The organism is Streptomyces sp. CA-249302, assembly GCF_050936785.1.
Taxonomy (GTDB): domain Bacteria; phylum Actinomycetota; class Actinomycetes; order Streptomycetales; family Streptomycetaceae; genus Streptomyces.
Genome location: NZ_JBNJMG010000001.1, coordinates 376,484 through 403,138 on the forward strand (window position 1 = coordinate 376,484; position 26,655 = coordinate 403,138).

The 26,655-nt window shown below is 69.9% G+C and carries 17 protein-coding genes and 1 pseudogene; 10 read left to right on the forward strand and 8 right to left on the reverse strand.

Annotated features, from left to right (window positions below; translation table 11 throughout):
- Positions 1-15: 15 nt before the first annotated feature.
- On the reverse strand, positions 16-1,812 hold the full coding sequence (locus ACQEWB_RS01675; RefSeq protein WP_432826229.1) for an alpha-galactosidase D: 1,797 nt from the start codon (positions 1,810-1,812) through the stop codon (positions 16-18).
- A 43-nt stretch (positions 1,813-1,855) separates the two neighbouring features.
- Positions 1,856-3,025 (reverse strand): annotated as a pseudogene (locus ACQEWB_RS01680) (ROK family transcriptional regulator); the annotation flags it as partial.
- Between the two features lie 95 nt (positions 3,026-3,120).
- On the opposite strand from ACQEWB_RS01680, the gene ACQEWB_RS01685 reads away from it, so the two are divergent.
- Positions 3,121-3,849, forward strand: coding sequence for a hypothetical protein (locus tag ACQEWB_RS01685; RefSeq protein ID WP_432826231.1), 729 nt, complete (start codon positions 3,121-3,123; stop codon positions 3,847-3,849).
- A gap of 55 nt (positions 3,850-3,904) precedes the next feature.
- Here ACQEWB_RS01685 and ACQEWB_RS01690 read toward each other — a convergent pair whose 3' ends face one another.
- Positions 3,905-5,701: a M4 family metallopeptidase gene (locus ACQEWB_RS01690; RefSeq protein ID WP_432826233.1), complete on the reverse strand. Its 1,797-nt coding sequence runs from the start codon at positions 5,699-5,701 to the stop codon at positions 3,905-3,907.
- A 273-nt stretch (positions 5,702-5,974) separates the two neighbouring features.
- Here ACQEWB_RS01690 and ACQEWB_RS01695 point away from each other — a divergent pair, with 273 nt between their 5' ends.
- Complete coding sequence (locus ACQEWB_RS01695) at positions 5,975-7,216, forward strand: serine hydrolase domain-containing protein (RefSeq protein ID WP_432826235.1); 1,242 nt, start codon at positions 5,975-5,977, stop codon at positions 7,214-7,216.
- Here ACQEWB_RS01695 and ACQEWB_RS01700 read toward each other — a convergent pair.
- Genes ACQEWB_RS01700 through ACQEWB_RS01715 form a run of 4 tightly spaced genes read right to left on the reverse strand, consistent with a single transcriptional unit; the run spans position 7,116 to position 12,761 of the window.
- The gene (locus ACQEWB_RS01700; RefSeq protein WP_432826237.1) at positions 7,116-9,764 is read right to left on the reverse strand and encodes a discoidin domain-containing protein; all 2,649 of its coding nucleotides are present in this window, start codon (positions 9,762-9,764) and stop codon (positions 7,116-7,118) included. The two genes, ACQEWB_RS01695 and ACQEWB_RS01700, sit on opposite strands and share 101 nt — an antisense overlap.
- 26 nt (positions 9,765-9,790) lie before the next feature.
- Positions 9,791-10,657 carry a carbohydrate ABC transporter permease gene (locus ACQEWB_RS01705; protein WP_432826239.1) on the reverse strand — a complete coding sequence of 289 codons (867 nt, stop codon included), beginning with the start codon at positions 10,655-10,657 and terminating at the stop codon, positions 9,791-9,793.
- Positions 10,658-10,665: 8 nt separating this feature from the next.
- Positions 10,666-11,583 (reverse strand): carbohydrate ABC transporter permease, encoded by a 918-nt coding sequence (locus ACQEWB_RS01710; protein ID WP_432826241.1) that lies wholly within the window; start codon positions 11,581-11,583, stop codon positions 10,666-10,668.
- On the reverse strand, positions 11,580-12,761 hold the full coding sequence (locus tag ACQEWB_RS01715; protein ID WP_432826243.1) for an extracellular solute-binding protein: 1,182 nt from the start codon (positions 12,759-12,761) through the stop codon (positions 11,580-11,582). The genes ACQEWB_RS01710 and ACQEWB_RS01715 overlap by 4 nt, the downstream gene beginning before the upstream one ends.
- A gap of 229 nt (positions 12,762-12,990) precedes the next feature.
- Between ACQEWB_RS01715 and ACQEWB_RS01720 the strand changes: the two genes are divergently transcribed.
- Together ACQEWB_RS01720 and ACQEWB_RS01725 are read left to right on the forward strand one after the other, a co-directional pair.
- Positions 12,991-14,070: a LacI family DNA-binding transcriptional regulator gene (locus ACQEWB_RS01720; protein ID WP_432826245.1), complete on the forward strand. Its 1,080-nt coding sequence runs from the start codon at positions 12,991-12,993 to the stop codon at positions 14,068-14,070.
- Between the two features lie 225 nt (positions 14,071-14,295).
- Positions 14,296-17,853, forward strand: a complete 3,558-nt coding sequence (locus tag ACQEWB_RS01725) for an NACHT and WD repeat domain-containing protein (protein ID WP_432826247.1) — start codon at positions 14,296-14,298, stop codon at positions 17,851-17,853.
- A 64-nt stretch (positions 17,854-17,917) separates the two neighbouring features.
- Here ACQEWB_RS01725 and ACQEWB_RS01730 read toward each other — a convergent pair whose 3' ends face one another.
- Positions 17,918-19,198 (reverse strand): alpha-L-fucosidase, encoded by a 1,281-nt coding sequence (locus ACQEWB_RS01730; RefSeq protein WP_432826249.1) that lies wholly within the window; start codon positions 19,196-19,198, stop codon positions 17,918-17,920.
- Positions 19,199-19,434: 236 nt separating this feature from the next.
- On the opposite strand from ACQEWB_RS01730, the gene ACQEWB_RS01735 reads away from it, so the two are divergent.
- From ACQEWB_RS01735 to nagZ, 6 genes are read left to right on the forward strand one after another with little or no spacing between them, the layout of a single operon-like run.
- Positions 19,435-21,039: an ABC transporter substrate-binding protein gene (locus ACQEWB_RS01735; RefSeq protein ID WP_432826251.1), complete on the forward strand. Its 1,605-nt coding sequence runs from the start codon at positions 19,435-19,437 to the stop codon at positions 21,037-21,039.
- 25 nt (positions 21,040-21,064) lie between these two features.
- Entirely contained in the window at positions 21,065-22,123 is a 1,059-nt protein-coding gene (locus ACQEWB_RS01740) for an ABC transporter permease (RefSeq protein ID WP_432826253.1), read from the forward strand.
- Positions 22,120-23,055 (forward strand): ABC transporter permease, encoded by a 936-nt coding sequence (locus ACQEWB_RS01745; protein WP_432826255.1) that lies wholly within the window; start codon positions 22,120-22,122, stop codon positions 23,053-23,055. Before ACQEWB_RS01740 ends, ACQEWB_RS01745 begins: the two co-directional genes overlap by 4 nt.
- On the forward strand, positions 23,052-24,065 hold the full coding sequence (locus tag ACQEWB_RS01750) for an ABC transporter ATP-binding protein (protein ID WP_432826257.1): 1,014 nt from the start codon (positions 23,052-23,054) through the stop codon (positions 24,063-24,065). Before ACQEWB_RS01745 ends, ACQEWB_RS01750 begins: the two co-directional genes overlap by 4 nt.
- Entirely contained in the window at positions 24,062-25,132 is a 1,071-nt protein-coding gene (locus tag ACQEWB_RS01755) for an ABC transporter ATP-binding protein (protein ID WP_432826259.1), read from the forward strand. Before ACQEWB_RS01750 ends, ACQEWB_RS01755 begins: the two co-directional genes overlap by 4 nt.
- Entirely contained in the window at positions 25,129-26,586 is a 1,458-nt protein-coding gene (gene nagZ, locus ACQEWB_RS01760; RefSeq protein ID WP_432826261.1) for a beta-N-acetylhexosaminidase, read from the forward strand. Before ACQEWB_RS01755 ends, nagZ begins: the two co-directional genes overlap by 4 nt.
- Positions 26,587-26,655: the final 69 nt, after the last annotated feature.

Below are 26,655 nucleotides of genomic sequence, written 5' to 3' on the forward strand. Positions count from 1 at the left end.
CTCCTGGTCGGTCGTTCAGGACGACTTCGGTACGTCGATCCGGTCGATGTCCGGCGCGTAGCTGTTGCCGCTGTCGAAGGTGACCGTGTTGGAGCCGGCCTTGAGGGTCAACGGCACGCTGACCGTTTCGGCCGTCCCCCAGTCGCCGGTGGAGGGGAACTTGTGGTTCGTGGCGCCGCCGCCGTTCGCCGAGACGGCGACCGAGCGGGCGTCACCGCTGACGTAGGCGATCTTCACCTGGTAGGTGCCGGCCTTGGGGACGACGATGTCGTTGAAGGTGAGCTTGCCGCCGAGGTAGAGGTTGCCGACCTTCTTGCCGTCCGAGCAGGCGGAGCAGTCGGCGACGGAGGCGTTGCCGGCGAGGGTGTTGGCCGAGGATTCGGCCTCGTAGCCGGTGAAGGCGAGCGCGCTGCCGTGTGGAGTGACCGTGAACAGGCGGGAGCCGTGGGCGGGCAGGGCCTCGGTGACCTTGTCCTTGAAGCTGCCGAGGTTCTCGTGGTTCCACAGGTCACGGACGGCGGCCTTGCCGGTGAAGCCGAGGGACGCCCAGTTCGCGGAGACGGCGGCGGGTTTGTCGGCGAGGTTGAAGAGGGCGACGGTGTAGCTGCCGTCGGGGTTCTTCGCGGCCCACACCTGCTGCGGGTCGGACGGGGTGATCGGGCGTGCTGGCGGCGTGGCGCCCTGGTTCAGCGCGATCACCTCCTTGTTGGTCAGGAGGGAGAGGCCGTAGGAGTCGAGGCGGGTGAGGTCGTCACCGGTGAACAGCGGGGACTTGGCGATGGCCCACAGGGTGGCGTAGCTCTGCCGCTCGGCCTTGGTCAGGCCGTCCATCTCGCCGTTGCCGACGTCGAGGGAGTCCAGGTCGTTCCAGCCGCCGGGCCCGGCGTACTTGGTCCAGCCGGGAGTGTCGTCCCAGCGGTCGTCGACCGAGTTCTCCCAGCTGACGAGGGTGTTGCAGTAGCACTCGACGTCGGTGTCGACGCGCCAGCCCTGGGAGTACTTCTTCCAGTCGGCGGCGTGTCCGATGTCCAGGGACCAGGAGAGTTCGAAGTGGATCGGACGGCCGGTGGCGGCGATGGCCTTGCTCCAGGCGGCCACGTCGGCAACGTTGTCGTACTGGTCACCGCTCTTCCCGGACCCGGGGCCGACGCCGTCGAGCTTGAGGAAGTCGTAGCCCCAGCCCGCGATCAACCGGGCCTGCGAGTCTATGTACTTCTGCGCGCAGGGCCGGGAGAAGTCGATCTTGTACGCGCTGTCCCAGCCGTTGGTGGTACGCAGGTCGCCGTAGACGATGTCGGCGGTGGTGCAGCCGTCGGCGTTCCAGATCGGTGTCTTCCCGTCGCCGTAGGCTCCCTTCTCCAGGCCGACGGGCAGGTAGATGCCGGCCTTGAGGCCCTTGGAGTGGATGCGGTCGGCGACGGCCTTCATACCGCTGGGGAAGCGGACCGGGTCGGCCTGCTGCCGGCCGTACTGGTCGTAGCCCGTCTTCCAGGTCTTGTCCATCCACCAGCCGGCGTCGATGTTGACGTACTCGTAGCCGAACTTCTTCAACTTGCTCGCCAGGGCGTCGGTCTGCTTGTCGACGTTCGCCTCGGTGAGGTAGCTGTAGTCGCCGTCCGGGTTGAGGCCGGGGTACTTGGACGACTGCATGCTCCAACTCGACCAGCCCATATAGGGCTTGGCGGCGAGGGCGGGGGCGGTGGTCTCGGCGTGGGCCGCGGGGGTGACGGTGACGGCGCCTGCGGCGAGGGCCAGGACCACCGCGGCTCTGAGGGCGCGCACGGGCATGACGGAGTACGAGGATGACCGCATGGGTCGTACCTCCAAGGGGAGTTGGTTCAGCGGCTCGGGTGCGGGTCGTCGGGGTGATGAAGGACTGGATCGCGGTGGCCGCGGCCCCGCGGGCCCACTCCTCGAAGGGCAGCGGGCGGGTCTGTACGTCGCACTGCGCGGCGGAGCCGAAGGCGGCCGCGGCGAAGGCACTGCGGATCTGCTCGGCGAACAGGTCGTAGGCGGCGAGGCCCTCACCGGAGATGATCACGCGTTCGGGGCCGAGCAGGTTGGCGACGGTGGCGATGCCCCGGCCGATCGCCTCCCCCGCCCTGGCGTACGCCTCGCGTGCTCCGGCGGCTCCTTGGCGGGCGAGTTCCACGGCCTCGGCGGTGTCGGCGACATCGATGTCCGTGGCCTCGCGGATCCGGCGCAGGATCGCGGCCTCGCCCGCGATCGCCTCGACGCAGCCGCGGTTGCCGCAGTGGCAGGGAGGTCCCGTCGGGTCGACGGTGACATGGCCGATCTCGCCGGCGACGCCGTGCGCGCCGGCGATCACCCGGCCGTGCACGACGAGGCCGCAGCCGATGCCGGTGCCGACGGTGACCACGGCGAAGTCGGACAGGCCCACGCCGGCCCCGAACCACTGCTCGGCGACGGTCAGGGCGCGCACGTCGTTCTCGACGGTGACCGGCAACCCGGTGGTCATGGCGGCGAGTTCGGCCAGCGGCACGTCCCGCCAGTCGAGGAAGGGCGAGTAGCGGACGACGCCCTCGGCGCGGTCGACGTCGCCGGAGACGGCGACCCCGAGGCCGAGCACGGGGGCGTCGAACTCCCCGGCCTCGGCGAGCAGTTGGTGTGTCAGTTCGGTCAGCTGGGACAGCACGGACTCGGTGGTCCGGTCCGCCAGCGGGACGTGCCGGGCGACCCGGATCCGGCAGCACAGGTCGGCCAGTACGCCGATGAGCTCGCCGCCGGTCACCTTGATGCCGACGAACAGCGCCCGTCCACCGTCGACCCGTACCGGGTTGGCGGGCCGGCCGAGCGCCGGGCGGGCCTCCTCGGCCGCGTCCTCCACCAGGTAGCCGGCCTCGATCAGGGGCCGGACCGCCTTGGTGACGGCAGCCGGGGACAGCCCCGCCCGGCGGGCCACCTCCAGCCGGGTCAGGGGCCCTTGGGACAGGACCGTGGTGAAGATCTGCGAGACGGCCGGCGTGTTCGCCGGGAACGTCTCGACGCGAGGGGTCGGGCGCATGTCCGGGAACCTAGAGCCCTTCTTTTCCGCCGTCAATAAAAGAAGCAGGATTCGTCTGTGACCCCACTGTCAGTCCCGCCCGGCACAATCGCCCCATGACGACCATCGATTGGGCCGAGCTGACCCACGCCTACGGCAGCGCGGAGGACATACCCGGCCTGTTCGCGCGGCTCGGCGGCGCCGAGGACGACGCGGTGTGGGGCGAGTTGTGGGCGACGCTGTGCCATCAGGGGTCGGTGTACGACGCGAGCTGGGCGGCGCTGCCGGTGCTGGCGGACATCGCGCGGGGGCGGGCGCCTGGCGAGCCGTTCCAGGCCGTCGTTCTGGCGGGCGCGATCATCGTCGGCGGGGAGGATCGGAGGCCTCGTCACGCACGGGAGATCGGCGAACTGCTCGACGTCACGCGCGACATGCTGGCCGTGCCCGGCCACACGGGACCCGTGTTCGTGAACCTCGTCCAGTCGGCCCTCGCCTTCGAAGGCGTCGGTGTCTGGTCCGAGGCGCTGGAGGGCGTGAACAGCGAGGAGTTCCAGCTGGAGTGCCCGGAGTGCGAGGCGGGGCTGTACGTGGCCTTCGGCGGTTACGGGACGTTCGTCTCCGCCGAGGACTATGTGGGCGGGCAAACCCCGCAGGCCCGAGGGGAGTTGACACCGGCGGCGCCGGAGCGGCTGGCGGGGCTCGGCGCTCGGCTGTACGGCGAGGCGGTCGCGGCGGGACAGCCGGAGGTCGCCCGGGCGCTGACGTACGTCTTCGGCGAGGGGCGCTGTCCCTCCTGCGACACCGTGTTCTCGGTGGCGCAGGAGGTGGAAGAGCAGTGGATCTGATCCGGGCGCCCCGCTCGTGGCCGGGGCGCCCGGACCGGTGCACGCGCTCCGCGGGTCAGCGGTGCGCGGCCGGCGTGTTGGCGGTGGTGACGTTGACGGCGGCCCAGGCCTGGTTCACCGTCAGGTACTCGGTGCTGTTGAGCCCGTAGAGGTCCTTGGCCGCCTTCAGCGTCGCGGTGCGCGCGTCGTGGAAGTCGGTCGAGGAGACCATGTAGCGGGTCAGGGCGCGGTAGAAGATCGCCGTGGCCTTGGTGCGGCCGATGCCCTTGACGGTCGAGCCGTCGTAGGTCGGCGAGTCGTACTGGACGCCGCCGATCGTCTTCTTGCCACTGCCCTCGGCGAGCAGGTAGTACGCGTGCGAGGAGACACCGGAGCCGGCGTGCACTTCGGTGTCGTACGTCTGCGTCGACCAGTAGTCGATCGTGCCTTCGAGCACATCGAGGGAGGGGTGGTCGAGACGGCGCAGGAACTTCTGGTCCAGGCCCATCTCCTCGCCGATGAGGTAGTCCGGCTTGTCCTTCGCGTTGTTGGCGAAGAACTCGACGTTCGAGCCGAAGATGTCCGCGAGGGACTCGTTCAGCGCGCCCGGCTCGCCGTACTGGTTGCCGTCGGAGTCGACGCGGGTCGGCTCCAGCTTGGCGGTGGCGTCGACGACTCCGTGGGTCAGCTCGTGGCCGGTGACGTCCAGGGCCACCAGCGGCTTCTTGAACATGTCGCCGTCACCGTCGCCGTACAGCATGCAGCCGCAGGTCGGGTCCCAGAAGGCGTTGGCGATCTTGCTGCCCCAGTGGACCATCGCCTTGGCGGGCTTGCTGTTGTTGGCTATGCCCTTGCGACCGAAGGTCTTCTTGTAGAAGTCCAGGGTCTTGGTGATGCCGTACTGGGCGTCGGCCGCGGCGCTGTTGCGGCTGGAGGTGGCGCCGTTGCCGAAGACGTCGTTCTTGGTGGTGATCTTCGTGCCGCGGCTGAAGCTCTCCGTGTAGCTGCCCTTGGCGTCCCGGGTCTCGGTGCCGTAGCGCGTCGGGTCCTTCAGCTGGAAGGTGGTGCGGGCCGTCTGGGTGGTCTTCAGCGGGACCACGCCGACGAAGAGCGACTTGCCGGTGCCGTTGGCCGTCTTCGGGTAGGCGCTCGCGGCGGCCGCCGCGGACGTCGAGGTGAGGCCGGCGGACAGGGTGCCGACGCCGGTGGCGGGGTCCGCCACCTCGCCGCGCTCGCGCAGGGTCTCCAGCAGCTCGGGCGAGAGGAACTCGTCGCTGTCCGGCGTGTTGCTGCGCACCTTGCCGGTGACGGCGTCGACGACGACCGTCCGGGAGCCGCCGCCCTCGGTGGTGCCGCTGTCGGCGACCGTCACCTGGTAGGCGAGCGCGGAGGCGCCGTCGCGGGCGTCGACGACGAGCTGGGCGGTGCCCGCGTCGCCCTTGGCGACGGACGCGGCCTTCTGCTCGGCCTGCGTGGCGGACAGCTTGGCGTCGGTGGTGGCCGGCTTGACCGTGTGGTCGGCGGCGCGGGTGACGCCCGCGTACGACAGCTGCTTGGTGAGGTGGACGACGAGGTCGCCGCCGAGCACCGCCATGCCCTGGTGGGTCCGGGTGAACCGGACGTGCCGCGCGCCCTCGGGGTCGAGCATGACGTCCGTGGCGTGCAGTTCGTCGCCCTGGGAGACACCGGTCGCGGAGGCGTGGGCGAAGGCGGCGGCATGGGCCGCCGACACCACGGACGCCGCCGAGGACTGGGCGACGGCAGCCTGGCCGGCCCCCGCGTCCGGCCCGGCGAAAGCGGTGCCCGCAAGGCCCGTGGCGGCCGTCGTCACGGCGACGGCGACCGCCAGGCTGCGTATGTGCGGTCTACGCACTGGTGAGGGTTCCTTCCTCGCAAGGCGGCCGGGATCACCAACCGCCCTGAGGCATGGCGCCGTTGAGCGCCATGGGGGCTGGTCGGGCCCCGGAACCAAACCCTTTCGGATGAGTCATGGACATGTAAAGCCGAAATCGTCGCTTTCAGAGCGAAATATGGCAATACTTTGCAAATCCATGTCGCACAGTGATCAGCGGATGAGCAACGAGTGACCAACTGTGTGTCGACTACGGAGATGTGACGAGACGGAAGAAAGTTGCCTCGCGTGAATGTGACTCATCTCGCATCCAAGAGCGCCCTGCTGGGGACGGTCGTGCTCTCCCTGCTCGCGGTCCCGGCGCACGCCGCCCCGGCCGAGTCACTGCCGAAACCGGACATCACCGGCCTCAAGGGCGTACTGCGCACCGCGCTCGCACAGGGCGCGCCGGGAGCCATCGCACGCGTCGACGACCGCGGCACGGTCCGGACCACGGCCGTCGGCCTCGCCGACCGCCGCACCGGACGGGCCATCGGCAACGCCGACCGGTTCCGCATCGGCAGCGTCACCAAGGTGTTCTCGGCGGTGGTGCTGATGCAGCTGGTGGACGAGAAGAAGCTGAACCTGGACGCCTCGGTCGACCACTATCTGCCGGGCCTGCTGCCCGACCGCTCCATCACCGTGCGGCAGGTGCTGGGCCACCGCAGCGGTCTGTACGACTACACGAACGACATGTTCGCGCGCTCGGTCGCCGGCTTCGAGGCGGTCCGCACCAGGGTCTTCACCTACCGCCAGCTGGTGAACCGCTCCCTGCGGCACGCCCGCACCAACCGGCCCGGCGCCGCGTACTCGTACTCCAACACCAACTTCGTCGTAGCCGGCCTGCTCATCGAGAAGCTGACCGGCCACTCCGTACGCACCGAGTACGAGAACCGCATCATCAAGCCGCTGAAGCTGCGCGACACCTTCTACGTCCACCCGGACACCGGGATCCCCGGCCGCCACGCCAACGGCTACCTCACCCCCGACAAGGCGGGCGCCGCCCTGATCGACGCCACCCGGCAGACGGCGTCCTGGGCGCAGAGCGCCGGCGCGATCATCTCCAGCACCCACGACCTCAACAGGTTCCTGTCCGCGCTGCTGGGCGGACGACTCACCTCGGCCGCCCAGCTCAGGCAGATGGAGCGGATGATCCCGGTGAACAGCACCCAGGCGTACGGGCTGGGGCTGCGCCGCCGTGACCTCTCGTGCGGGGTCTCGGTGTACGGCCACACGGGTGCCGTCCAGGGCTACTACACGTACGCCTTCGCCACGAAGGACGGCCGCCGCAGCCTCGCCGCGGTGGCCAACACCTCCAACAACGGGTCGGTGCTCAACACGATGCTGGGCACGCTGGAGTCGGCGTTCTGCGGCAAGCAGGCGAAGTCGCGGTCCGTCACGGTCGGATCGTCAGCCAGTCCAGGCGTGCGACCCGAGGGCCTCCCTTCGCGACCAGGTAGAGGGAGTGAACTCCGGACAGCCGACGGGACAGAGTGACCGACTGCTCCGCCCAGCCGGTGGCCCGCAGCGGCAGGGTTGCGGCCACCGGTCCTTGCGGGGTGTCGAGCCGGAGTTGGAGCGAGCACCCGGCGTCGCAGGCGGACGCGAGGCGGACCGTGAACCGGTCGCCGCGCACGCCCGCGCGCCGGAAGCCGACCCGGTCGCCCGAGCCCAACACACCCGTGGCCGCCGTTCCGCGCTCGACCCCGCGCACCGACGTCGCCTGCTCGGCCTGGAGCGTGGCGGAGGCGTCGGGCCCGTCGCCGTACAGGCGCAGGTCGTTGACGACCCAGTTGGCGGGGCCGCTCGTGGTGAGGGTGATCCGGACGTAACGGGCCGTCTGCGTCGGGAAGACCGCGTCCTGCGTGAAGGACCGGCCCGCGACCCGGGCGAGGGTCCCGCTCCAGTCCGTGCCGTCGCGGCTGACGGACACCGAGAAGCCGTACGGTTGTCCGCTGGTGTCGCGGCCGGCGTCGAGCGAGAGCCGGCCGAAGGTCTTTGGCTCCCCCAGGTCGACGGTCAGCGACTGGCCGGGAGTCTGTGCGGCAACGGCCGTCCAGCGGGTGTTGATGTCCCCGTCGACGGCGGCGGAGGCGTCGGTGCCGTCGCTCGCGGTCGCGGTCCAGGCGCCGTGCCGGACGCGTTGCTGACAGCCGGGGAGGTCGCAGCCGGTGGACCAGATGGGCGCGCCGTACTCGTAGGCGCCGATGTCGGGTGCCGTGCCCCGCACGTCCGTGGTGATGCCGTCGATGGTCTCCCCCGCGTCGATGGCGGGTGAGCCTGCGGCGGGCCACAGTTCACCGTTGACGGCGTCGGTGTAGCCGGGGGTGTCGGTGATGAGGTTCGAGCGGACGACGGGGAGCGGGTCCCCGGTCTGGGTCGCGGTGATCGGCTTCGGGCCGACGATGTTGCTGATGTACGAGCCGGAGGCGTCGGTCGCGCCGCTCAGCAGCACCGAGTTGCCGTTGATGCCGATGCCGTAGCTGGAGTTGTGGTCCTGGTTGGCGATGCTGGGGCCTGTGTGGCCGTTGAAGAACGTGCCCCGACTGCCCGTGTTCCAGGCGACGTTGTGGTGCAGCAGGAAGTGGCCGGAGTAGTTGTCGACGTAGAAGCCGACCTGACCGTCGGCGTCGTGCGAGGTGTTGTGGTCGATGGAGGTGCCGGTGCCGTCGAGACTGCAGCAGACATAGAAGGGCGAGCCGTCCCGCGACGTGCGCATGGCTTCCGACATGTCGTTGTAGGCGATGCGGTTGCCGTGGAACTCGGTCCCGTTGAGCTGCCAGGCCGTGTCGATGGCGGCGCGTCCGGTGCGGCGGATCGTGTTGTGGGTGACGGTGTGGTCGTTGCCGTTGATCTCGATGCCGGGCGTGTAGCTGCCCATCCAGCCGACGTCGTGGATGTAGTTGTCGGTGACCGTGTTGCCGGTGCCGCGCACCAGGACCCCGTCACCGGCGGACTGCGAGATCTCGCTGCTCTTCAGGGTGTTGCCGGTGCCGAGGATCTGCACGCCCGAGTCGAGGATGCGGGAGGCGACGATGTGCCCCTCGAAGGGCGGGATCGCGAGGTCGCTGTCCGGTGGCATCGGGAGAGTCGAGAACTCCGAGATGTACGTGGCGTGCAGCCCGTCGGCCACAACTCCCGTGCTCGACGTGCCCGTTCGCAGGGAGGTACCCCACAGGTCCAGGCCGCGGACGGTGACGTAGGAGCTGTTGCCGAGGTCGACGCCCCAGAGGCGGTGCTTGGCGGTCACCGTGTGGCCGGTCATGCCGCCCTTCGGCGGGACCATGTAGAGCCGGTGGGCGGCCTTGTCGTAGTACCACTCCCCCGGCTGGTCGAGGGCGGCCTTCGAGCCGACGAGGTAGTAGTTGCGGTAGTTCTGGTTGCCCATGCAGAGGGGCGGGCAGCGGTAGTTGCCACCCTTGAAGTCCAGCTTGCCGGGTGAGGTCTCGGTGACCTTGCCGGTCTGCTGGGCCCAGGGGTTGGAGCCGGCCCACAGGTGTACCGTCGCGCCGGTCCAGTCGGCGTCCGGCAGGTCGGTGTCGTCGATGTGCTGGTCGGTGGAGGTGGGGTCGGCCTCGGCCCACGTGGTGTTGAGCGGATCCGAGCCGGAGTTCGGCCAACGGCCCTCCGCCGCACGGTCGTTGTCGAGGAACACCGCGTTGAAGTCGGGGTCGAGCGGCAGGTTCGTGTCGGCGGCGACCAGTCCGTCGCCGACGTCCTGCCAGCCGGTCACCGGCTCGGTCCCGTCGACGGTCACCGGGCCGTCCCCGTACGCGGCGATCGTGATCGGGGCGTCCTTGGTACCGGAGGGCGGGGTGACCTGCTCGCGGTAGGTGCCGCGGTGGACCAGGCAGGTGTCGCCGGGGTGGACGCGGGAGAGGCAGGCGCTGATCGTGCGCAAGGGGCTCGACGCCGAGCCGTACGCGTGATCGCTGCCCCATGGGGCCACTTGATAGGTGTGGCCGGGGCCCGCCGCGTGCGCTTGGACCGGGAAGGCCAACAGCGCCGTCACGGCGGCCACTACCGGCAGTTGTCTCAGTCTCATGTCCGTCTCCAGTGGTCGGTCATGGCTCAGCCCTTCTCCGCTCCGGCCAGCAGCCCCGTCCGCAGGAAGCGCTGCGCCAGCACGAACCCGACGAGCAGCGGCGCGCAGGCCACCAGACCGGCGAGCGCTGCCTCCGGCTGGTGGATGTCGAGGTCGGCGAAGCCGCTGGAGTTGTTGACCGCGCCGGTGGACTGGAGCAGGGACATCAGGCCGAGTTGGAGGGTGAAGGTGCGGTCGTCGGAGAGCATCACGAAGGGCAGGAAGAAGTCGGTCCAGCAGCGGACGAACCCGAAGAACGCGATCAGCGCGATCGCCGGGCGCGCCAGGGGCACCGCCACCGACCAGAACAGCCGCAACTCGCCCGCGCCGTCCACGCGTCCGGCATCGAGCAGGCTGTCCGGCAGGTTGGCCTGGAAGTGGAGGAAGGCGAGGTAGACGCCGAACGGGTAGAAGGAGAGCGGCAGGATCACCGCCCAGACCGTGCCGGTGAGGTCGACCGCCGACATCTCCAGATACAAAGGCAGGACCAGGGCGGCCGGGGGCAGGATCATCGTCACGACGGAGAGGGTCAGGAGGGTGCGCCGGCCGGCGAAGTCGTGCTTGGCGAGGACGTAACCCGCGGGGACGCAGAGCAGCAGGGCGAGGACCACGCTCGCGACCGCGTAGAGGACGGAGTTGCCGATCCAGAGGGTGATCTCTCCGTCGTTGTACGACATCAGGTGCGACCAGGCGTCGCCGACGTTGCCGAGCGCTCCGAAGCCGAGGGGTGCGCCGGTCGTGAGGTCGTCGGCGGTGCGGGTGGGCGCGAGGAGCAGCCAGAGCAGCGGGAGTCCGAAGAATACGGCCGCGCCGAGCAGGAAGACGGCGCGGGCACCCCGGGAGACGACCGTCATCGGCGCCCTCACCCGGTGCCGTACATACGGGTGCGGGTGATCACGATCCACGCCGCCAGCAGTCCGACCGCGAGCATGGCCAGTGAGAGCGCGGCGGCCTTGCCGAAGTCGCCGTCCTGGGTGGCGTAGACGTAGGCGAGCTGGTTGACGGACCAGGTGGGGCTGATCTGGCCGGGGGCGCCGGTGCCGAGCACGGTGGGTTCGACGAAGACCTGGCTGCCGGCGGCGAAACTGGAGATCAGCACGAAGGCGACATAGGTGCGGACCATCGGGAGCTTGATGTGCCACATGGTGCGCCAGGCCGAGGCGCCGTCGACCTGGGCCGCTTCCAGGACGTCCTTGGGGAGCGCGGTGAGCGCCCCGTACAGGACGACGATCCAGCCGCCCGCGTGCACCGCGACCCCCATCACGGCGAGCACGGCGATCAGGCTGCCGCCGGAGAGCGCGTCCGTGGCGGAGTGCACGTCCATCAGCTTCAGGAGTGGTCCGAACGGGCTGTTGCCGGGGCTGATCATGAACAGCCAGAGCAGGGCGGCCGCGGAGCCGGTGACCGCACCCGGCAGGTAGTAGACGAGCTGGAGGGCACCGGACACCCTGCCCGGCCGGGCGTGCAGGGTGAAGGCGAGCGAGAGGACGGTCAGGAGCAGGACCGGGAGCCAGAGGAGGAGGTAGAGGGTGACGTGCTGGGCCGCCTCGCCGAGGCGGTAGTCGTCGAACACGGCCGACCAGTTGCGTGCGCCGGAGAAGGAGCCGTCGTGGACGAAGGAGGTCCACAGGGCGTATCCGGCGGGTGCGATCCCGAAGACGGCGAGGAAGAGGGCGTAGGGGCCGAGCAGGATCCATACGGCGGCGGTGCGGCCTCGGCGCCGGGACCGGGCGGTCGGGGTGCCGACGTCCGCCCGCGGTCGGCTCATGGTCAGGGTCATCGGCCGACCGTGTAGTCGCTGGTCCTGGCCGCTGCGTCCAGCTTGTCCTGCCAGCTGGTCAGCGCCTTCTCGAGATCGCCGCCGGAGTCGGCCGCCTTGCCGACGGTGTCGTTGAAGCTCGCCTGCCAGTCGGCCTCGAAGCGGACGGCGCCGAACCCGGGGCGCAGGGCGTTCGCCGCGGCCGTGAGGGCGGGCATCGGGTCGGAGGCGTAGTAGGCGTCCTTCGACTTGGCCTCGCCCCACTTCTGGGCGGCCGCCGTGTAGGCGGGGTAGGTGGGTTGCTCGGCCTGGAGGTTGACGTTGGTGGTCATCCAGCGCACCAGGTCCACGGCTTCCTTCGTACGGTCGCCGGCGTGCGCGGAGACGAGGAAGGCGCCGCCGCCGACCTGACCGGCGTAGGACTTGGTCTCGCCGGGCCAAGTGGGCATGGGGGCCGCGGAGATACGCCCCTTGGGGATCTTGAAGGCGGGCCCGAACATGAAGTCGCCGAACCAGGCGGGGCCCGGCAGCATGAGGATCTTGTTCTCCTTGCCGAGCTTGGCGAAGGCCGGGTCGGTGGGTACGACGGTCGTCACCGCCTTGGCTTCGGCCATCGGCTGGAGGAGGTCGGCGACCCTGGTGCAGTTCGACTGGGTGAGGTCGATGTGGACCTTGGTGAGGCTGAGGGTGTCGCGGGTGGGACAGCCGCTGCTGCCGAAGTAGGTGCCCGCGCCGTACTTGCCGTTGATCGCTCCGACGATGGTGCCGGGGTGGTCCTTCGCGGCCTTGAGTCCGGTCTGCTGGTACTCGGCCCAGGTGCTGGGAACCTGGTAGCCGTAACTCTTCATGAGCTTCGCGTCGTACCAGAGCACGGTGGGTGCGATGTCGTTGCGCAGGCAGTAGGTCCGGCCGCCGAAGGTGCAGGTGTCGAGGGAGCCGGGGGCGAAGCCGTCGCGGACGGAGTTCGGGACGAGGCCGTCGAGCGGGGCGGCGTAACCGAACCTGTCGCTCGCGAGGGTCGCCGCCTCGGCCGGGTTGGTCAGGAAGACGACGTCCGGCCAGCCGCTCTTGGTGCGGTTGGCGAGGGAGACCTTGGTGGGGACGTAGCCCGCGTCCGGCGGGATGGTGACGATCCGCATCCTCACATCGGGGTGCGCTTTCTTGTACTGCTGGGCCGCGGGGGTACGGGTGTTGTCCACCCAGACCAGCAACTCACCTTTGCCGCCACCCGAGTTGCCGCTTCCTCCTCCGGTGCCGCCGCAGCCGGCGAGTAGCACCGCGACAGTGGCTGCCAGCGATGCGGTCCGCCGACTCCGGCCCGGACGCCGTCCCTTCATCGAGAACCACCTGCCACCTCTACGCCGGAGGGTTGGATTGCGATAGTTTTCGCAATCTGCGGTCGCCCCGGAAACGTAGGAGATTCATCCGATGACGTCAACAGTCCGGACCGGATCAGGTGAGGCGCGGCGGCGAACGCTGGCCGAAATCGCCGATGAGGCCGGGGTTTCCGTCTCCACGATCTCGAAGGTGCTGCACGACAGGTCCGATGTATCGGCCGGGACCAGGGCCAAGGTGCAGCGGCTGCTGGAGAAGCACGGCTATCTCGCGCGGCAGCGGCCGGCGGCCACCGCGGCGCCGCCCGGCGGGCTCATCGACCTCGTCATCAACGAGCTGGACAGTCCGTGGGCGGTCGAGCTGATACGTGGCGCGGAGGACGTGCTGCACGAGGCGGGCATGGGCCTGGTCGTCTCGGCGACGCACGGGCGGCAGAAACGGGCACGGCAGTGGCTCGACTCGCTGGCCACGCGTCCCACCCGCGGCGCGATCCTCGTCGTCCCCGAACTCACCCCCGAGCAGCACACGGACCTCACCGGTCTCGGCATCCCGTACGCCCTCGTCGCGCCGATCGACGAACCCGCGCCCGGCATCCCCTGGGTGGGCGCGACCAACTGGCCCGGCGGGCTGGCCGCGACCCGCCATCTCATCGAGCTCGGCCACCGGCGCATCGCCGTCATCAGCGGCCCGGAGCGCCGGCTGACGTCACGCGCACGCGTGGACGGCTACCGCTCGGCGCTCACGGAGGCCGGGCTCCCCTTCGATCCGCGACTGGTCCGATACGGCGACTTCACGCACGGTCTGGCCCATCGACACGCCCTGGAACTGCTGGCGTCGACCGACCGGCCGACGGCGATCTTCGCGGGCAGCGACCACCAGGCGCTGGGCACCTATCGTGCGGCGGCCGAGTTGGGACTGCGCGTCCCCCACGACGTGAGCGTGGTCGGCTTCGACGACCTGCCGTTCGCGGACTGGGTGACCCCGCGGCTGACGACCATGCGGACGCCCATCGCCGACATGACGGCACTGGCCGCCCGCATGGTGCTGCGGCTGCTGGCCGGGCAGGAGCCGGAGACCACGCGGGTGGAGGTGGCGACGGAGCTGGTGGTGCGGGAGAGCAGCGCGCCGCCGTCGGGCGGGCGGGAGTCCGACACCATCACCCCGGCCTCCTGAAAACGCGGCACGCTTCGGCACGTGGGTTGCTCCCCTCCACGCTGTCCCGCACTGTCCGATCTCCTCATGCAGCTGCAGGAGCGCCTGCTCGTCGAACCCCTCGTTCATGCGCAGGGGGATCACGAAACGATCCGCCGCCGTCGGGGATCGCTTCGGCGGCCTTCGTCATCGTCGCGTTTTGAGCGGCCATGGGCCGGGCAGCCCGTACCAACCGGGGGGAAGCGTATGCGGCAACGGTCGACTCTGGCTCTGCAGATCACGGTTCTGGTCTCGGCGACGCTGATGGAGGTCGCCGTCAACTTCGCGGCGAACGCCGTCCAGTCGCCCACCGTCCGGTCTCTCGGCCGGATCGCGCCGGTGGTGGTCGTCGTCCTGCTGGGCGTGACCATCGTGGGTCAGGTGGTGGTGCACCGGCAGGCGCACCCCGCGGCGCCGCGCCCCGCCTGGGACCCGCAGCACACCCCCTACCCGGGGCTCGCCGCGTTCGGGCAGCAGGACGCGGCCGTGTTCTTCGGGCGGGACACCGAGGTCGCCCGGATCATCCGTCGCCTGAACGCGGCCACCCCGGACCCACAGGACAGGTTCGTGGGCATCACGGGAATGTCGGGAAGCGGCAAGAGCTCCGTGGTGCATGCCGGGGTCCTGCCGCGCCTGCTGAAGTCGCGGTGGACGGTCCTCCCCGTGATCGTGCCCGGTACCGACCCGTTGGAGGGTCTGGCCGACAGCCTGGCGCAGGCGAGCGGGCGCGACCGCGAGGACGTCGCCCGTCGTCTGCGGGACGGCGATCTCGCGGACGTGCACAGGTCACGTGCGACAGGTGGCGTGCTGCCGGGTCGCACGCTGCTGGTGATCGACCAGCTGGAGGAGCTGATCACCTTCGCTCCGGAAGCCGACCGGGAGCGGTTCCTCGCCGGTGTCTCGGCGGCGCTGGCGGCCGACCGCCGGCTGTGGGTGGTGGCCACTCTGCGGGTGGAGTTCCTCCAGGACTTCCTCTCCGGTGGCCAGCCGCAGCTGTTCACCTCGCCGATGGCGCTCGGCGTCATGAGCACGGCCGAGTTCGTCGCCGTCGTCGAGCAGCCCGCACGACTGGCCGGGATCACCTTCGAACCCGGACTGGTCGCGCGGATCGTGGAGGACACCGGCACCGCGGACGCCCTGCCCCTGCTGGCCTACCTGCTACGGGAGCTCTACCTGTCGATAGGCGACGCGCGACTCGCCACCACGGAGAGCTATCTGTCCCTCGGCGGCGTCACCGGCGCCCTCGCCCGCCAGGCCGACGAGGTCTTCGCCTCCGTGGTGGAGCAGTTCGGCGCGGACACCGTCCTCGCGGTGCTGCTGCTTCTCGTCGGGATGGACGCGGGCGAACCGGTGAAGCGCCGGGTGCCGATCGCCGGCCTGTCGGACCGGGAACGGGAGATCCTGCGCCCCTTCGACAAGGCCAGGCTGCTGGTCGTCACCCAGTTCGACGGGGCTCCCGTGCTCCAGGCCGCGCACGAGGCCCTGTTCCGTCAGTGGCCGCCGCTGCAACAGCAAGTGGCGGTCCGTGCCGAGCAGTTGAAGAGCCGCAGCGAACTGGAACGCTGGGCGTCCGACTGGCGGTCCTCGGGACGCAGCCCCGACTACCTCCTCACCGGGGAGCGGCTCGCCCTGGCCCGAAGATGGCTGGCGGGCCTGGAGTCCGCCAGGGAGGCGACCGCGGACATGCAGGAACTGGTCACGGCTTCCCGGAGCCAGGACCGGGACTTCCTGCACCGGGTCTCCGAGTCGATCGGCCAGTACGTCCTGGCGAACGCCGAGCGGGAACCGGAGCTGGGCACCCTCCTGGCGTCCGCCGCTCTCGCCGAGTGCCCGCCCACCGCCACCGCCGTCCGGGCACTGCTGGCCTCGCTCGCCCACAACCACACCCAGGCCGTACTCACCGGCCACACCGCCGGCGTCCGCGCCGTGGCCTGGTCCCCCGACGAGGCATGGATCGCCACCGGGTCGCTGGACGGGACCGCCCGCATCTGGGACGCGGCTTCGGGTGCGCCCGCCGTACTCCTGGAGGGACACGCCGGAGGGGTCGTGGCGGTGCACTGGTCGCCGGACTCACGGAGGGTCGCCAGCGCCTCGCGCGACCGCACCGCGCGGGTGTGGGATCCCGTCACCGGCGAGACCGTGACCGTGCTCGACGCCTTCGGCGACACGGTCCGCGACATCGCCTGGTCCCCGGACGGCTCCCTGCTGGCCGCCTGCTCCCGGGACCGGCACATCCGGCTCTTCGACACCACGACCTGGCAGCCGACCGCCGTACTGGCCGGCCACCGCAACGAGATCTACCGGCTCTCCTGGTCACCGGACGGCACACGGCTGCTCTCCGCCGCCTACGACCGGTCGTACATCATCTGGGATGTCGCCACCGGAAGCCCGCAGCGGGTCATCGAGCGCTCGTACAACCACGCCACCCCCGTCTCCTGGACACCGGACGGCAGTTGTCTGCTCTCCGGTGAGGAGCGGGTGAGAGTCCTGGACGCCAGGACCGGAGAACTGCGGCGGACCCTTCAGGGGCCGGACGCGCTGATCATCAATCTGCGGTGCTCCCCGCAGGGCGACAGCTTCGCCATCGCCTCACGCGGGTCCGAGGTGCACGTGCGCACACTTGCCCACGGGGACGAACTCGCCCATCTGTGCGGCCACACGGACCGGGTGGAGGCGCTCGCCTGGTCACCTCGCGGCGACCGCGTCGCCACCGGCGCCGAGGACGGCACGGCCCGCATATGGACCGTCGGCACGCGCAGCACCGAACTGCTTCAGATAGCCGAACACCCCGGCCCCGTCCTCGGCTTCGACATCACCGCCGACGGCGGTCACCTGGCCGGCGGCGCCATCGATCACAACGTACGGATCTGGCGGACCGACGACGGCGAGAAGGTCAGGACCCTGACCGGGCACACCGCCGGCATGAGAGCGCTGCGCTGGGCTCCTGACGGCCGCCGGCTCGCCAGCAGCTCCGACGACAACACCGTCAGGATCTGGCAGCCCTTCAACAGTCCCGAGCACCGGACCGTCCTCACCGGGCACGAGACGGTCGAGGCCCTGGCCTGGTCCCCCGACGGGACCCGGCTGGCCGTCGCGGGACGTGACCACCGCGCCACCGTCCTCGATCCGACGGACGGCACGGTCCTCGGGCAGTACGCGGATCACTCCCAGTGGATCTGCGCCCTCGCCTGGTCACCCGACGGGACGCTGCTGGCAACAGGATCGGACGACCATACGGCGCAGATATGGGACCTCGCCGCGCAGCGCCTGCTCCACCGCCTGACCGGCCATCAGAGCTGGGTCGACGCGGTGGCCTGGTCCCCGGACGGAACCCGGCTCGCCACCAGCTCCGGCGACTGGACCGTACGGGTCTGGGACACCGCCACCGGCACCCTCCAGCACGTGCTCCAGGGCCACGAGGCCCGGGTGCACGCGGTCGCCTGGTCACCGGACGGCCGCGCGCTCGCCACCGCCTCCACCGATCACACGGTCCGCCTGTGGAATCCGCGGCGCGGCGGCGAGGGCCGGATCATCGGCATCCACCGCAGCCGGTGCAACTGCGTCGCATGGCTCCCCGACAGCCGTCGAGTGGTCTCCGCCGCAGAGGACCGCACCATCCGCGTCTGGGCCGCCGAGGGCGACACCCAGGCCCTGCTGTCGGCGGCACGCGGCCGGATCTTCCGCTCACTCACACCCGAGGAACGCCGCGCTCACCTGCTCCCCGAGACGACGTCGGGGCCGGCCCCCGGGACCCGAGCTCCGTGACGATCCACCGCGTTCCACGGCCGTTGCCGACCACGCCAAGTCTGTGATCATTGCGGGACAGCCTTCAGGACTCCGTCAGGAACAGTTCGACGACGGGGAGCAGTACGTCGGGGCGGGTGACCGGGAGGGTCAGGGTCAGCGTGCCGTCGGATTGTGGGAGGGGCGCCAGGTTGGCGTGCGGTTGGGGAGTGCTGTCGAGGACGCTCAGGCCCACTTCGCTGCCGTCATTGAGGAGTTGGGCGTAGGCCACTCGGCCGGCCAGCCCCGGCAGGTGCACATGTCGGAACGGCCAGGCGAAGAGGTGCAGATAGAGGCGGTCGTCGCGGAGGGTGTAGACGCCGTGGGCGGGCCGGACGAACGGGGCGGGACCCGCACCATGGACGGCGCGGCCGTGCAGCCGCATCCAGTCCGCGATGGAGCGCAGGATGGAACGGGCCCGAGGCTCGAGGTTGCCCCGGCCGTCGGGACCCACGTTCAGGATCATGTTGCCGTTGTTCGACACCGACTGGACGAGCATGCGCACCAGGTCTCCGGGTTCCTTGAACTCCAGGTTGTCGCGGTGGTACCCCCACGAGCCGTTGAGGGTCTGGCACGCCTCCCACATGACCTCGACACCGTTCTCGTCGGTCAAGGGGCGGTCGGGCTGGTACTGCTCGGGGGTCACGTAGTCGCCCGGGATGCCCAGGCGGTTGTTGACGACGATGCCGGGCTGGAGGGCACGGGTCGTCGCGAGGAGCTCCGGTGAGCCCCAGTCCTCCGGGCCCTTGCCCGGCAGTCCGCCGCGGTTCCAGGGAAACGTGAAGTCGTAGAACATCAGGTCCACTTGGCCGTACGAGGTGAGCAGTTCCTCGACCTGGGCGTGCAGGTAGGCGCGGTATCCGCCCATGTCGCGACCGGAGTTGAGGGCGGCCAGGTCCGGGGCGTCGCGCAGCGGGTGGACGCCGTCGATGACGTAGTCGGGATGGTGCCAGTCGAGGAGGGAATGGTAGAAGCCGACCTTCAGGCCCTCGGCACGCATCGCGGCGACGAATTCGGCGACCAGGTCCCGGCCGCAGACCTTCGCCGAGGTGTAGTCCGTGAGCGCCGAGTCCCAGAGGCAGAAGCCGTCGTGGTGCTTGGTGGTCAGTACGGCGTAGCGCATGCCGGCCGCGCGGGCGGTGCGGGCGAGGTCGGCGGCGTCGAACAGGTCGGGGTCGAAGTGGTCGACGTACTTCTGGTACTCGGCGTCGCCGATCTCCTCGTAGCTGCGCACCCATTCGTGCCGTGCGGCCATGCTGTAGACGCCGAAGTGGACGAAGAGGCCGAACCTCGCCTCGCGCATCCAGCCGGTCACGGTCAATTTCATTTCCTCCGGTTCGACTGAGGGCCATTCTTCCCCTGTCGCGGCAACCATTGAAACCCTCCAGCCATATATGAACCTGGTTCAATTGTCTTTACGAACCAGGTTCATATATCGCCGTTTTCCGTTTGTCACTTGACACCCGGCGTCCGCCGTTCGCAGAATTCGGCAACCGAGACGGGAGGTCAGCCGTGCGGCTCAGGCATTCCTTCCGAACCGGTCCGGCAGCGGTCGTCGTGGTGATGAGCCTCGCACTCACCGCCTGCCAGGACAGCGGTTCGGCGAATTCGGGCAATGGCTCGATGATGATCAACTACGCATCCGGCAAAACCGTGCTTCAGCGCAACTTCAATCCGCTGACCAGCACCGGGGACGCATCTCCGGGAACCAGGATCTACATGTACCAGTCGCTCATGGGGGTCGATGTCCTCAAGGGCGGCGAATTCGAACCATGGCTCGCCTCCGCGCAGAAACTTTCGTCGGACGGCCGTACGCTGACGGTGGACATCAACAAGAAGGCCACCTGGAGCGACGGGAAACCGGTCACCGCCAATGACGTGGTGTTCACCTTCCAGTTGGTGAAGAAGACGCCCGCGCTCAATTCCTACGGAGTCTCCTTCACCTCGGTGGCCGCGCAGGGCGAGAAGACGGTCGTCTTCCATTTCGACAAGCCCGCCTTCACACAGGTCGCGTCGATTCTCCAGCAGTACATCGTGCCGCAGAAATACTGGACGGGTAAGAATCCCGTCACCTACACCAATCCCGATCCGGTGGGCAGCGGCCCGTACACGCTGAAGCGGTTCGACCCGCAGCAGATCTCGCTGTCGCTGAGGAACGACTATTGGCGCAGCAAGATCCAGGTCAAGCAGGTCCGGCTGCCCGTGGTGAACTCCGCCACCGAACTCTCCCAGCTGACCAGCGGCCAGGAGGATCTGAGCGGCGGCGCGATACCCAATCTGGAGAAGCAGTACATCGACAAGGACCCGGCGAAGAACGGCTATTTCTATCCGACGTACGGATCGCTGATCCTGGTCTTCAACCACGACCGGGGTGCGCTCAAGGACGTCCATCTGCGCAAGGCCGTCGAGTTGGCGATCGACCGCAAGCAGCTTATCCAACTGGTCACGCAGCTCGGCGCCGACCCGATCAGCCAGACCGGCCTCGACGCTGCGACGCAGGGGAAGTGGCTCGACCCGGCGTACAAGGACGCCGTACAGACCGATCTCGCGGCCGCCAAGTCCCAGCTCCAGCAGGCCGGTTACACCCTCAGCGGCGGAAAGGCGATGAAGGACGGCAAGCAGCTCACCCTCAGCTACATCGAGGTCGCCGACTTCGCCGACTCCGTGCAGCGGGCCCGGATCATCGCCGACCAGCTCGGCAGGATCGGCATCAAGGTGAACGTGCAGACGCTGGCCAGCAGCACCTACACGGACACCCGGGCCAAGGGCGACTTCGACCTCGCCGCGTACGGCATCGCGTACGGCGCGGTGCCCTGGCAGATCTACAACCCGCTGCTGAACAGCGAGTTCGCGGGCACGGCGAACGGTGGCAAGGCGCAGACCAACAACTACCTGCGCTGGCGTGACAAACCGACCGACCAGCTGCTCGACCAGCTTTCGAACACCGGCGACGAGTCGACGCAGATCACTCTCACCCGGAAGCTGGAGAAGATCATCGTCGACCAGGTGCCGTTCGTGACCCTCTCCAACATCACCGCCGGCTGTGCCTGGAGCGCCCGCAACTGGACGGGATTCCCCAGCAAGGACAACCCGTACGACATCTGTGCGCCCTGGAACGGCGGACCGGCGTTCGAGAACGTGCTCGCGCATCTGAAGCCGGTGAAGTGATGGCCTTCGCGCAGGAGTTGGGGCAATGACGGCGACGACACTGCCGGTCGGTGAGATCCGCACCTCGACAGCCGCGCGACGCAGGCGCGGCGGCCGGGCCCGGGTCCTGGTGCGCCGGCTCGGCTTCTACCTCGGGACCGCCGCCGTCGCGATCACCCTCAACTTCGTCATCCCCCGGCTCATGCCGGGGGACCCGGCCTCCGTCATCCTCAACAAGCTCGCCCAGCGCTCCCAGGTCTCCGCGGCGACCGAGAAGTCCATCCGGGCGCTGTTCGGCGTCCCCGACCAGAACCTGTGGCAGCAGTACCTGCACTACCTCGACCAGCTCGCCCATCTCGACTTCGGCGTGTCCACCGCGTACTTCCCGCAGCCGGTCAGCGAGATGATCTCGCAGGGCCTGCCCTGGACGCTGGGTCTGGTGAGCCTGACCACGGTCCTCGCGTTCCTGCTCGGCACCGGCCTCGGCATCGTCTCCGGCGCCAGGCCCGGCAGCCGCCTGGACAGCGTCATGGCCCCGCTCGCGACCTTCCTCGGCTCGATGCCGTACTTCTGGGTCGCCACCATGCTGCTCCTGCTCCTGTCGGTGAACCTGCCGGTCTTCCCGTCGCAGAACGGCTACGACCTCAACCTCGAACCGGGCTTCAACCTCACGTTCGTCACCAGCGTGATCGCGCACGGCTTCCTGCCGGCCGCGACGATCATCGTCTCCTCGGTCGGCGGCTGGCTGCTCGGCATGCGCAACATGATGATCACGACGGTGGCCGAGGACTACGTGACCCTGGCCGAGGCCAAGGGACTTGGCCGTGGGCGGATCCTGCTGGCGTACGCGGCCCGCAACGCCATGCTGCCGCAGGTGGCGGGTCTGGCCATCTCGATCGGCACGGTCGTCGGCGGCTCGCTGCTCGCCGAGGCGGTGTTCGCCTATCCCGGCATCGGCTACCTCTTCTACCAGGCGGTCGTGAACCTCGACTATCCGCTGATGCAGGCCCTGTTCCTGATCATCTCGCTCTCCGTACTGGTCGCGAACTTCATCGCCGACTCCGTCTACGTCCTGCTCGACCCGCGCACCCGGGAGGACGCATGACGCTCACCGCCCCGCTCACCCCCACGGTCGGCCGGCTGACCTGGCGCGCGGCTCTGCGCAAGCTGATCCCCGCCAACCGCAAGGCCCGCGTCGGACTCGCGATCATCGGGGTGTACGTGCTTGTCGCCGCCGTCGGCCCGTGGGTCGTGGAGTCGCTGCTGGGCCTCTCCCCCACGGAACTCACCGGCGTGGTCCTCCAACCCCCTTCCTCAGCCCACCCGTTGGGCACCACCCAGGACGGCACCGACGTCCTCGCCCAGCTCGTCGTCGGGACCAGGACGTCCCTCCTGGTGGGCGCCCTCGCGGCCGTCGTCTCGACCACGCTGTCGGTGGCCGTCGGCCTGATCGGCGGCTACTACGGCGGGACGGTCGACTCCGTGCTCGGCGCCCTCACCAACGTCTTCCTGGTGCTGCCCGGACTGCCGCTGGTCATCATCCTCGCCGGGTATCTGCGGGGGCGGGGCGGGCCGTTCGCGGTGGCGCTGGTCATCGGGCTGACGGGGTGGGCCTGGGGCGCCCGCTCGAAACGCGTGCAGACGCTGTCGCTGCGGAACCGGGACTTCGTGGTGGGTGCCCGACTGCTCGGCGAGAGCAATCTGCGGATCATGCTCGTCGAGGTGCTGCCCAACCTGCTGCCCGTGATCTCGGCGACGCTGATGCTCTCGCTGGTCACCTCCATTCTCGCCGTCTCCGGCCTCGACTTCCTGGGCATCGGCGACATCAACACGGTCAGCTGGGGCACGATGCTCTACTTCGCCCAGCAGCGGCAGGCGATGGTCTCCGGGGCGTGGTGGTGGTTCGTGCCGCCCGGCGTCGCCATCACCGTGCTGGGCGCGGCCGCGGGGCTCGTCAACTTCGGGATCGACGAACTGACCAATCCACGGCTGCGCGGCGCCCGCCGCCCCAAGTCCTCGCGGAAGGCGGCACGTTGAGCCCGGGTGATCTGCTTCTCGACGTACGGGACCTGAGCGTCGACTACGGCACGGCGGCCGAGCCCCTGCCCGCGGTCTCCCGGGTGTCCCTGGAACTCCGCCGGGGCGAGATCCTCGGCATCGCCGGGGAGAGCGGCAGCGGCAAGACCACGCTGGTCAACGCTCTGCTGCGGCTGCTGCGCCCACCCGCGGTCGTCCGCTCGGGCAGCGCTGTCCTCCACCCGCGCTCGGGCGACCCGGTCGACCTCCTCCACGCCGATGCCCGCGAACTGCGCAGGACTCGGTGGGAGCACACGGCGGTGGTCTTCCAGAGCGCGATGAACGCCCTCAACCCGGTGGCCCGGCTGAGCGCCCAGTTCACCGACGCCCTGCGCGCCCACCACCGTATCCCCAGAGCCGAGGCACGCGAACGCGCCGCGCACATGCTGGAACTCGTTGGCATCCCCACCGGCCGACTGGACAGCTACTCGCACGAGCTCTCCGGCGGAATGCGGCAACGTGCCACCATCGCTCTGGCGTTGGTGTGCGAGCCGGATCTGCTGGTGATGGACGAGCCGACGACGGCTGTGGACGTGGTGATGCATCGGCAGATCCTGCGCCAAGTGATCAGGTTGCAGCGGGAGTTGGGCTTCTCGGTCGTCTTCATCACGCACGACCTGTCCCTGCTCCTCGAAATAGCCGACCGTATCGCCGTGATGTACGGCGGGCGGATCGTGGAGAGCGGGCCCGCCGGAGACCTGTACCGGGACCCGAAGCACCCGTACACACGCGGACTGCGCGACTCGTTCCCACCGCTGCGCGGACCGATGCGCCGACTGAACGGCATCCCCGGCAACCCTCCCGACCTGCGCAGTCTTCCGCCGGGCTGCCCCTTCCAGCCGCGGTGTCCGTATGCGACACCGGAGTGCGGGGAGGCGGTGCCCGCGCTCACCGGGGAGGGCGCGCTCCGCGCGGTGGCGTGCATCCATGCCGGGGAGCTGCCGGCGCCGACCACTGGAGGGCGAGGATGAGCGACGAGCAGGCTCCCGTGCTGGAGGCGGTCGACGTCACTGTCCACTACCCGGTGCACCGAGCCCGCGGTGAGATCGTGCACGCGCTGGAGAACGCCTCGCTGCGGCTGCACCCCGGCCGTACCGTCGCCCTGGTCGGCGAGAGCGGCAGCGGCAAGTCCACCTTCGCCAGGACACTCGCCCTCGCCCAGGAGCCCACCAGCGGACGCGTCCTGCTGGGCGGCGAGCCGGCCTCGGCCCGCGGCCGCCGGGCCCGTCGTGCCTACGCGGGCCGGGTCCAGATGGTGCTCCAGGACCCGTTCGGCTCCCTCAACCCCCTGCACCGCGTGCGGTACTTGCTCGAACGGCCGCTGCGGCTGCACGGCGCGGTCACCGACCGCGAGGACCTGGAGCGGCGCCTGCGCGCCCTGCTGGAACGCGTGCGCCTGACCCCGCCCGAGCGGTTCCTGGACGCCTTCCCGCACGAACTCTCCGGCGGCCAGCGCCAGCGCGTCGCGATCGCCCGCGCCCTGGCCGTCGAACCCGAGGTTCTGCTCGGCGACGAGCTGGTGACCATGCTGGACGTCTCCATCCGCCTGGAGATCCTCAACCTCCTCGCCGCCCTCCGCGACGAGGAGCACCTGGCCATGCTGTACATCACCCACGACATCGCGGGCGCCCGGTACTTCGCCGACGAGATCGCGGTGATGTACGCGGGGGAGATCGTCGAGTACGGCACCGCGGAGGACGTCACCCAGACCCCGGCCCACCCGTACACCCGGCTGCTGCTCGACTCGACGCCGGATCCCGACCGCATGGAGTTCCTGGCGGGCCGCCGCACGGGCGGTCTCGACGGCATGGCGCCGGATGCCGCCGAGGACGACTACGGGGAGCCGCCCGACCTGGTCCACCCGCCCACCGGCTGCCGCTTCCATCCCCGCTGTCCGCTGGCGCGGCCCTCGTGCAGCTCCGAAGCACCTCCACGTGTCGATGTGACGGAACGTCACTGGGCTGCCTGCGTACTGCTGCTGGACCCTGACGAGGACGACGCACACGGGCATACGACGACTCGGGAGATGACTCCGTGACCACGCTCCCCCGCGATCTGGTCGAGGCCGCCAACCGCTGCCTCGTCCTCGGTTTCGACGGAACCGCCCTCCCCGACGAGCTGAAACGGCTGACCGACGCCGGGCTCGGCGGGGTGATCCTGCACACCCGCAATGTCTCGGGTCAAGCCCAACTGCGTGAACTAACCGATGAGTTGCGCTCGCTGCGTCCCGGTCTACTGATCACCGTCGACCAAGAGGGCGGCGGTATCAGCCACTTGGCCCGGGCCGGGGCGCCGGAGACGCCGGGGAACTGGGCGCTGGGCGTCGCCGACGACACCGAGCTCACCGCCGCAGTCGCGGACGCGCTCGCCCGGCATCTGGCCGCGTGCGGGGTGACCGTGAGCTTCGCGCCGGTTGCCGATGTGCATCGGGTCGCCGCCAACCCCATCGTCCGAACCCGGGCGTTCGGCGCCGATCCGGTCCACGCGGCCCGGCACGTGACCGCCTGGATCGAGGCCACGCTGGCGGCCGGGGTGGCTCCGTGTGCCAAGCACTTCCCGGGGCACGGTTCGACCACGGTGGACAGCCACCTGGGGGTCGCCGTCGACGCACGCGACGAGCAAGTCCTGCGCGAGACGGACCTGTTGCCCTTCCGGGCCGCCATCACCGCGGGCGCACCGATCCTCATGACGGCACACGTCGTCTACCCGGCACTGGATCCCGACGCCCCCGCCACCCTCAGTCGCCGCATCCTCACCGACCTCCTGCGCACGGAGCTCGGCTTCCAGGGTGTGGTCGTGACCGACGCCCTGGAGATGAAGGCGATCGCCGACGGAGTGGGGGAAGCGGCGGGCGCCGTTGCCGCGATCGCCGCGGGTGCCGACCAGTTGATCGTCGCGCGCCCGGATCCGGGACTGTGGCTGCGTTGCCGCGACGCGCTTCTGGACGCGATGGCGGACGGCAGGCTCGACCCCGGCCGGGTCATCGAATCCGCCCGCCGCGTCGACGCGTTGGCCGAGCGGTTCGCGCAACCGCCGTCCCCAAGTGCCGAGTTCGGACCTGCCGAGGACATGGGCTTGCGCGCCGCCCGCCAGGCCATCCGGTGGAAGCCGCTGCCCGGCCCAGTCATCGACCCCTTCGTCGTCGACCTGCACCGGCGCCCCAAACCCGCCCTGGAATGGGCCCGTACGGATCTCGTCGGCATCCTGTGTGAGGTCATGCCCGGCACGGACGGCATCGCGGCCACGCAGGGCCCCGTCGAGGTGACCGACATCCTGCGGCGGGCGCAGGGGCGACCGCTGCTGATCGCCACCGAGGACCCGGACCTGCATCCCTGGCAGGCCGCGGTCCGCACGGCTCTCCTCACCGGCCGTCCCGACGCCCTCCTGATCGCGACCGGTCTGCCGGACGCGGAGACGGAGGCCGCGGACGGTCTGTGCGTCTACGGGCGGGGCCGGGCCAATCTACGAGCCGTTGCCGAAGCGCTGCTCTAGCAAAAAGGTTGGCCCGGACGGCGATCAGGCTGCTGGCTTTCCCGTCGACCGACTTAGCTGTCGCCGGGA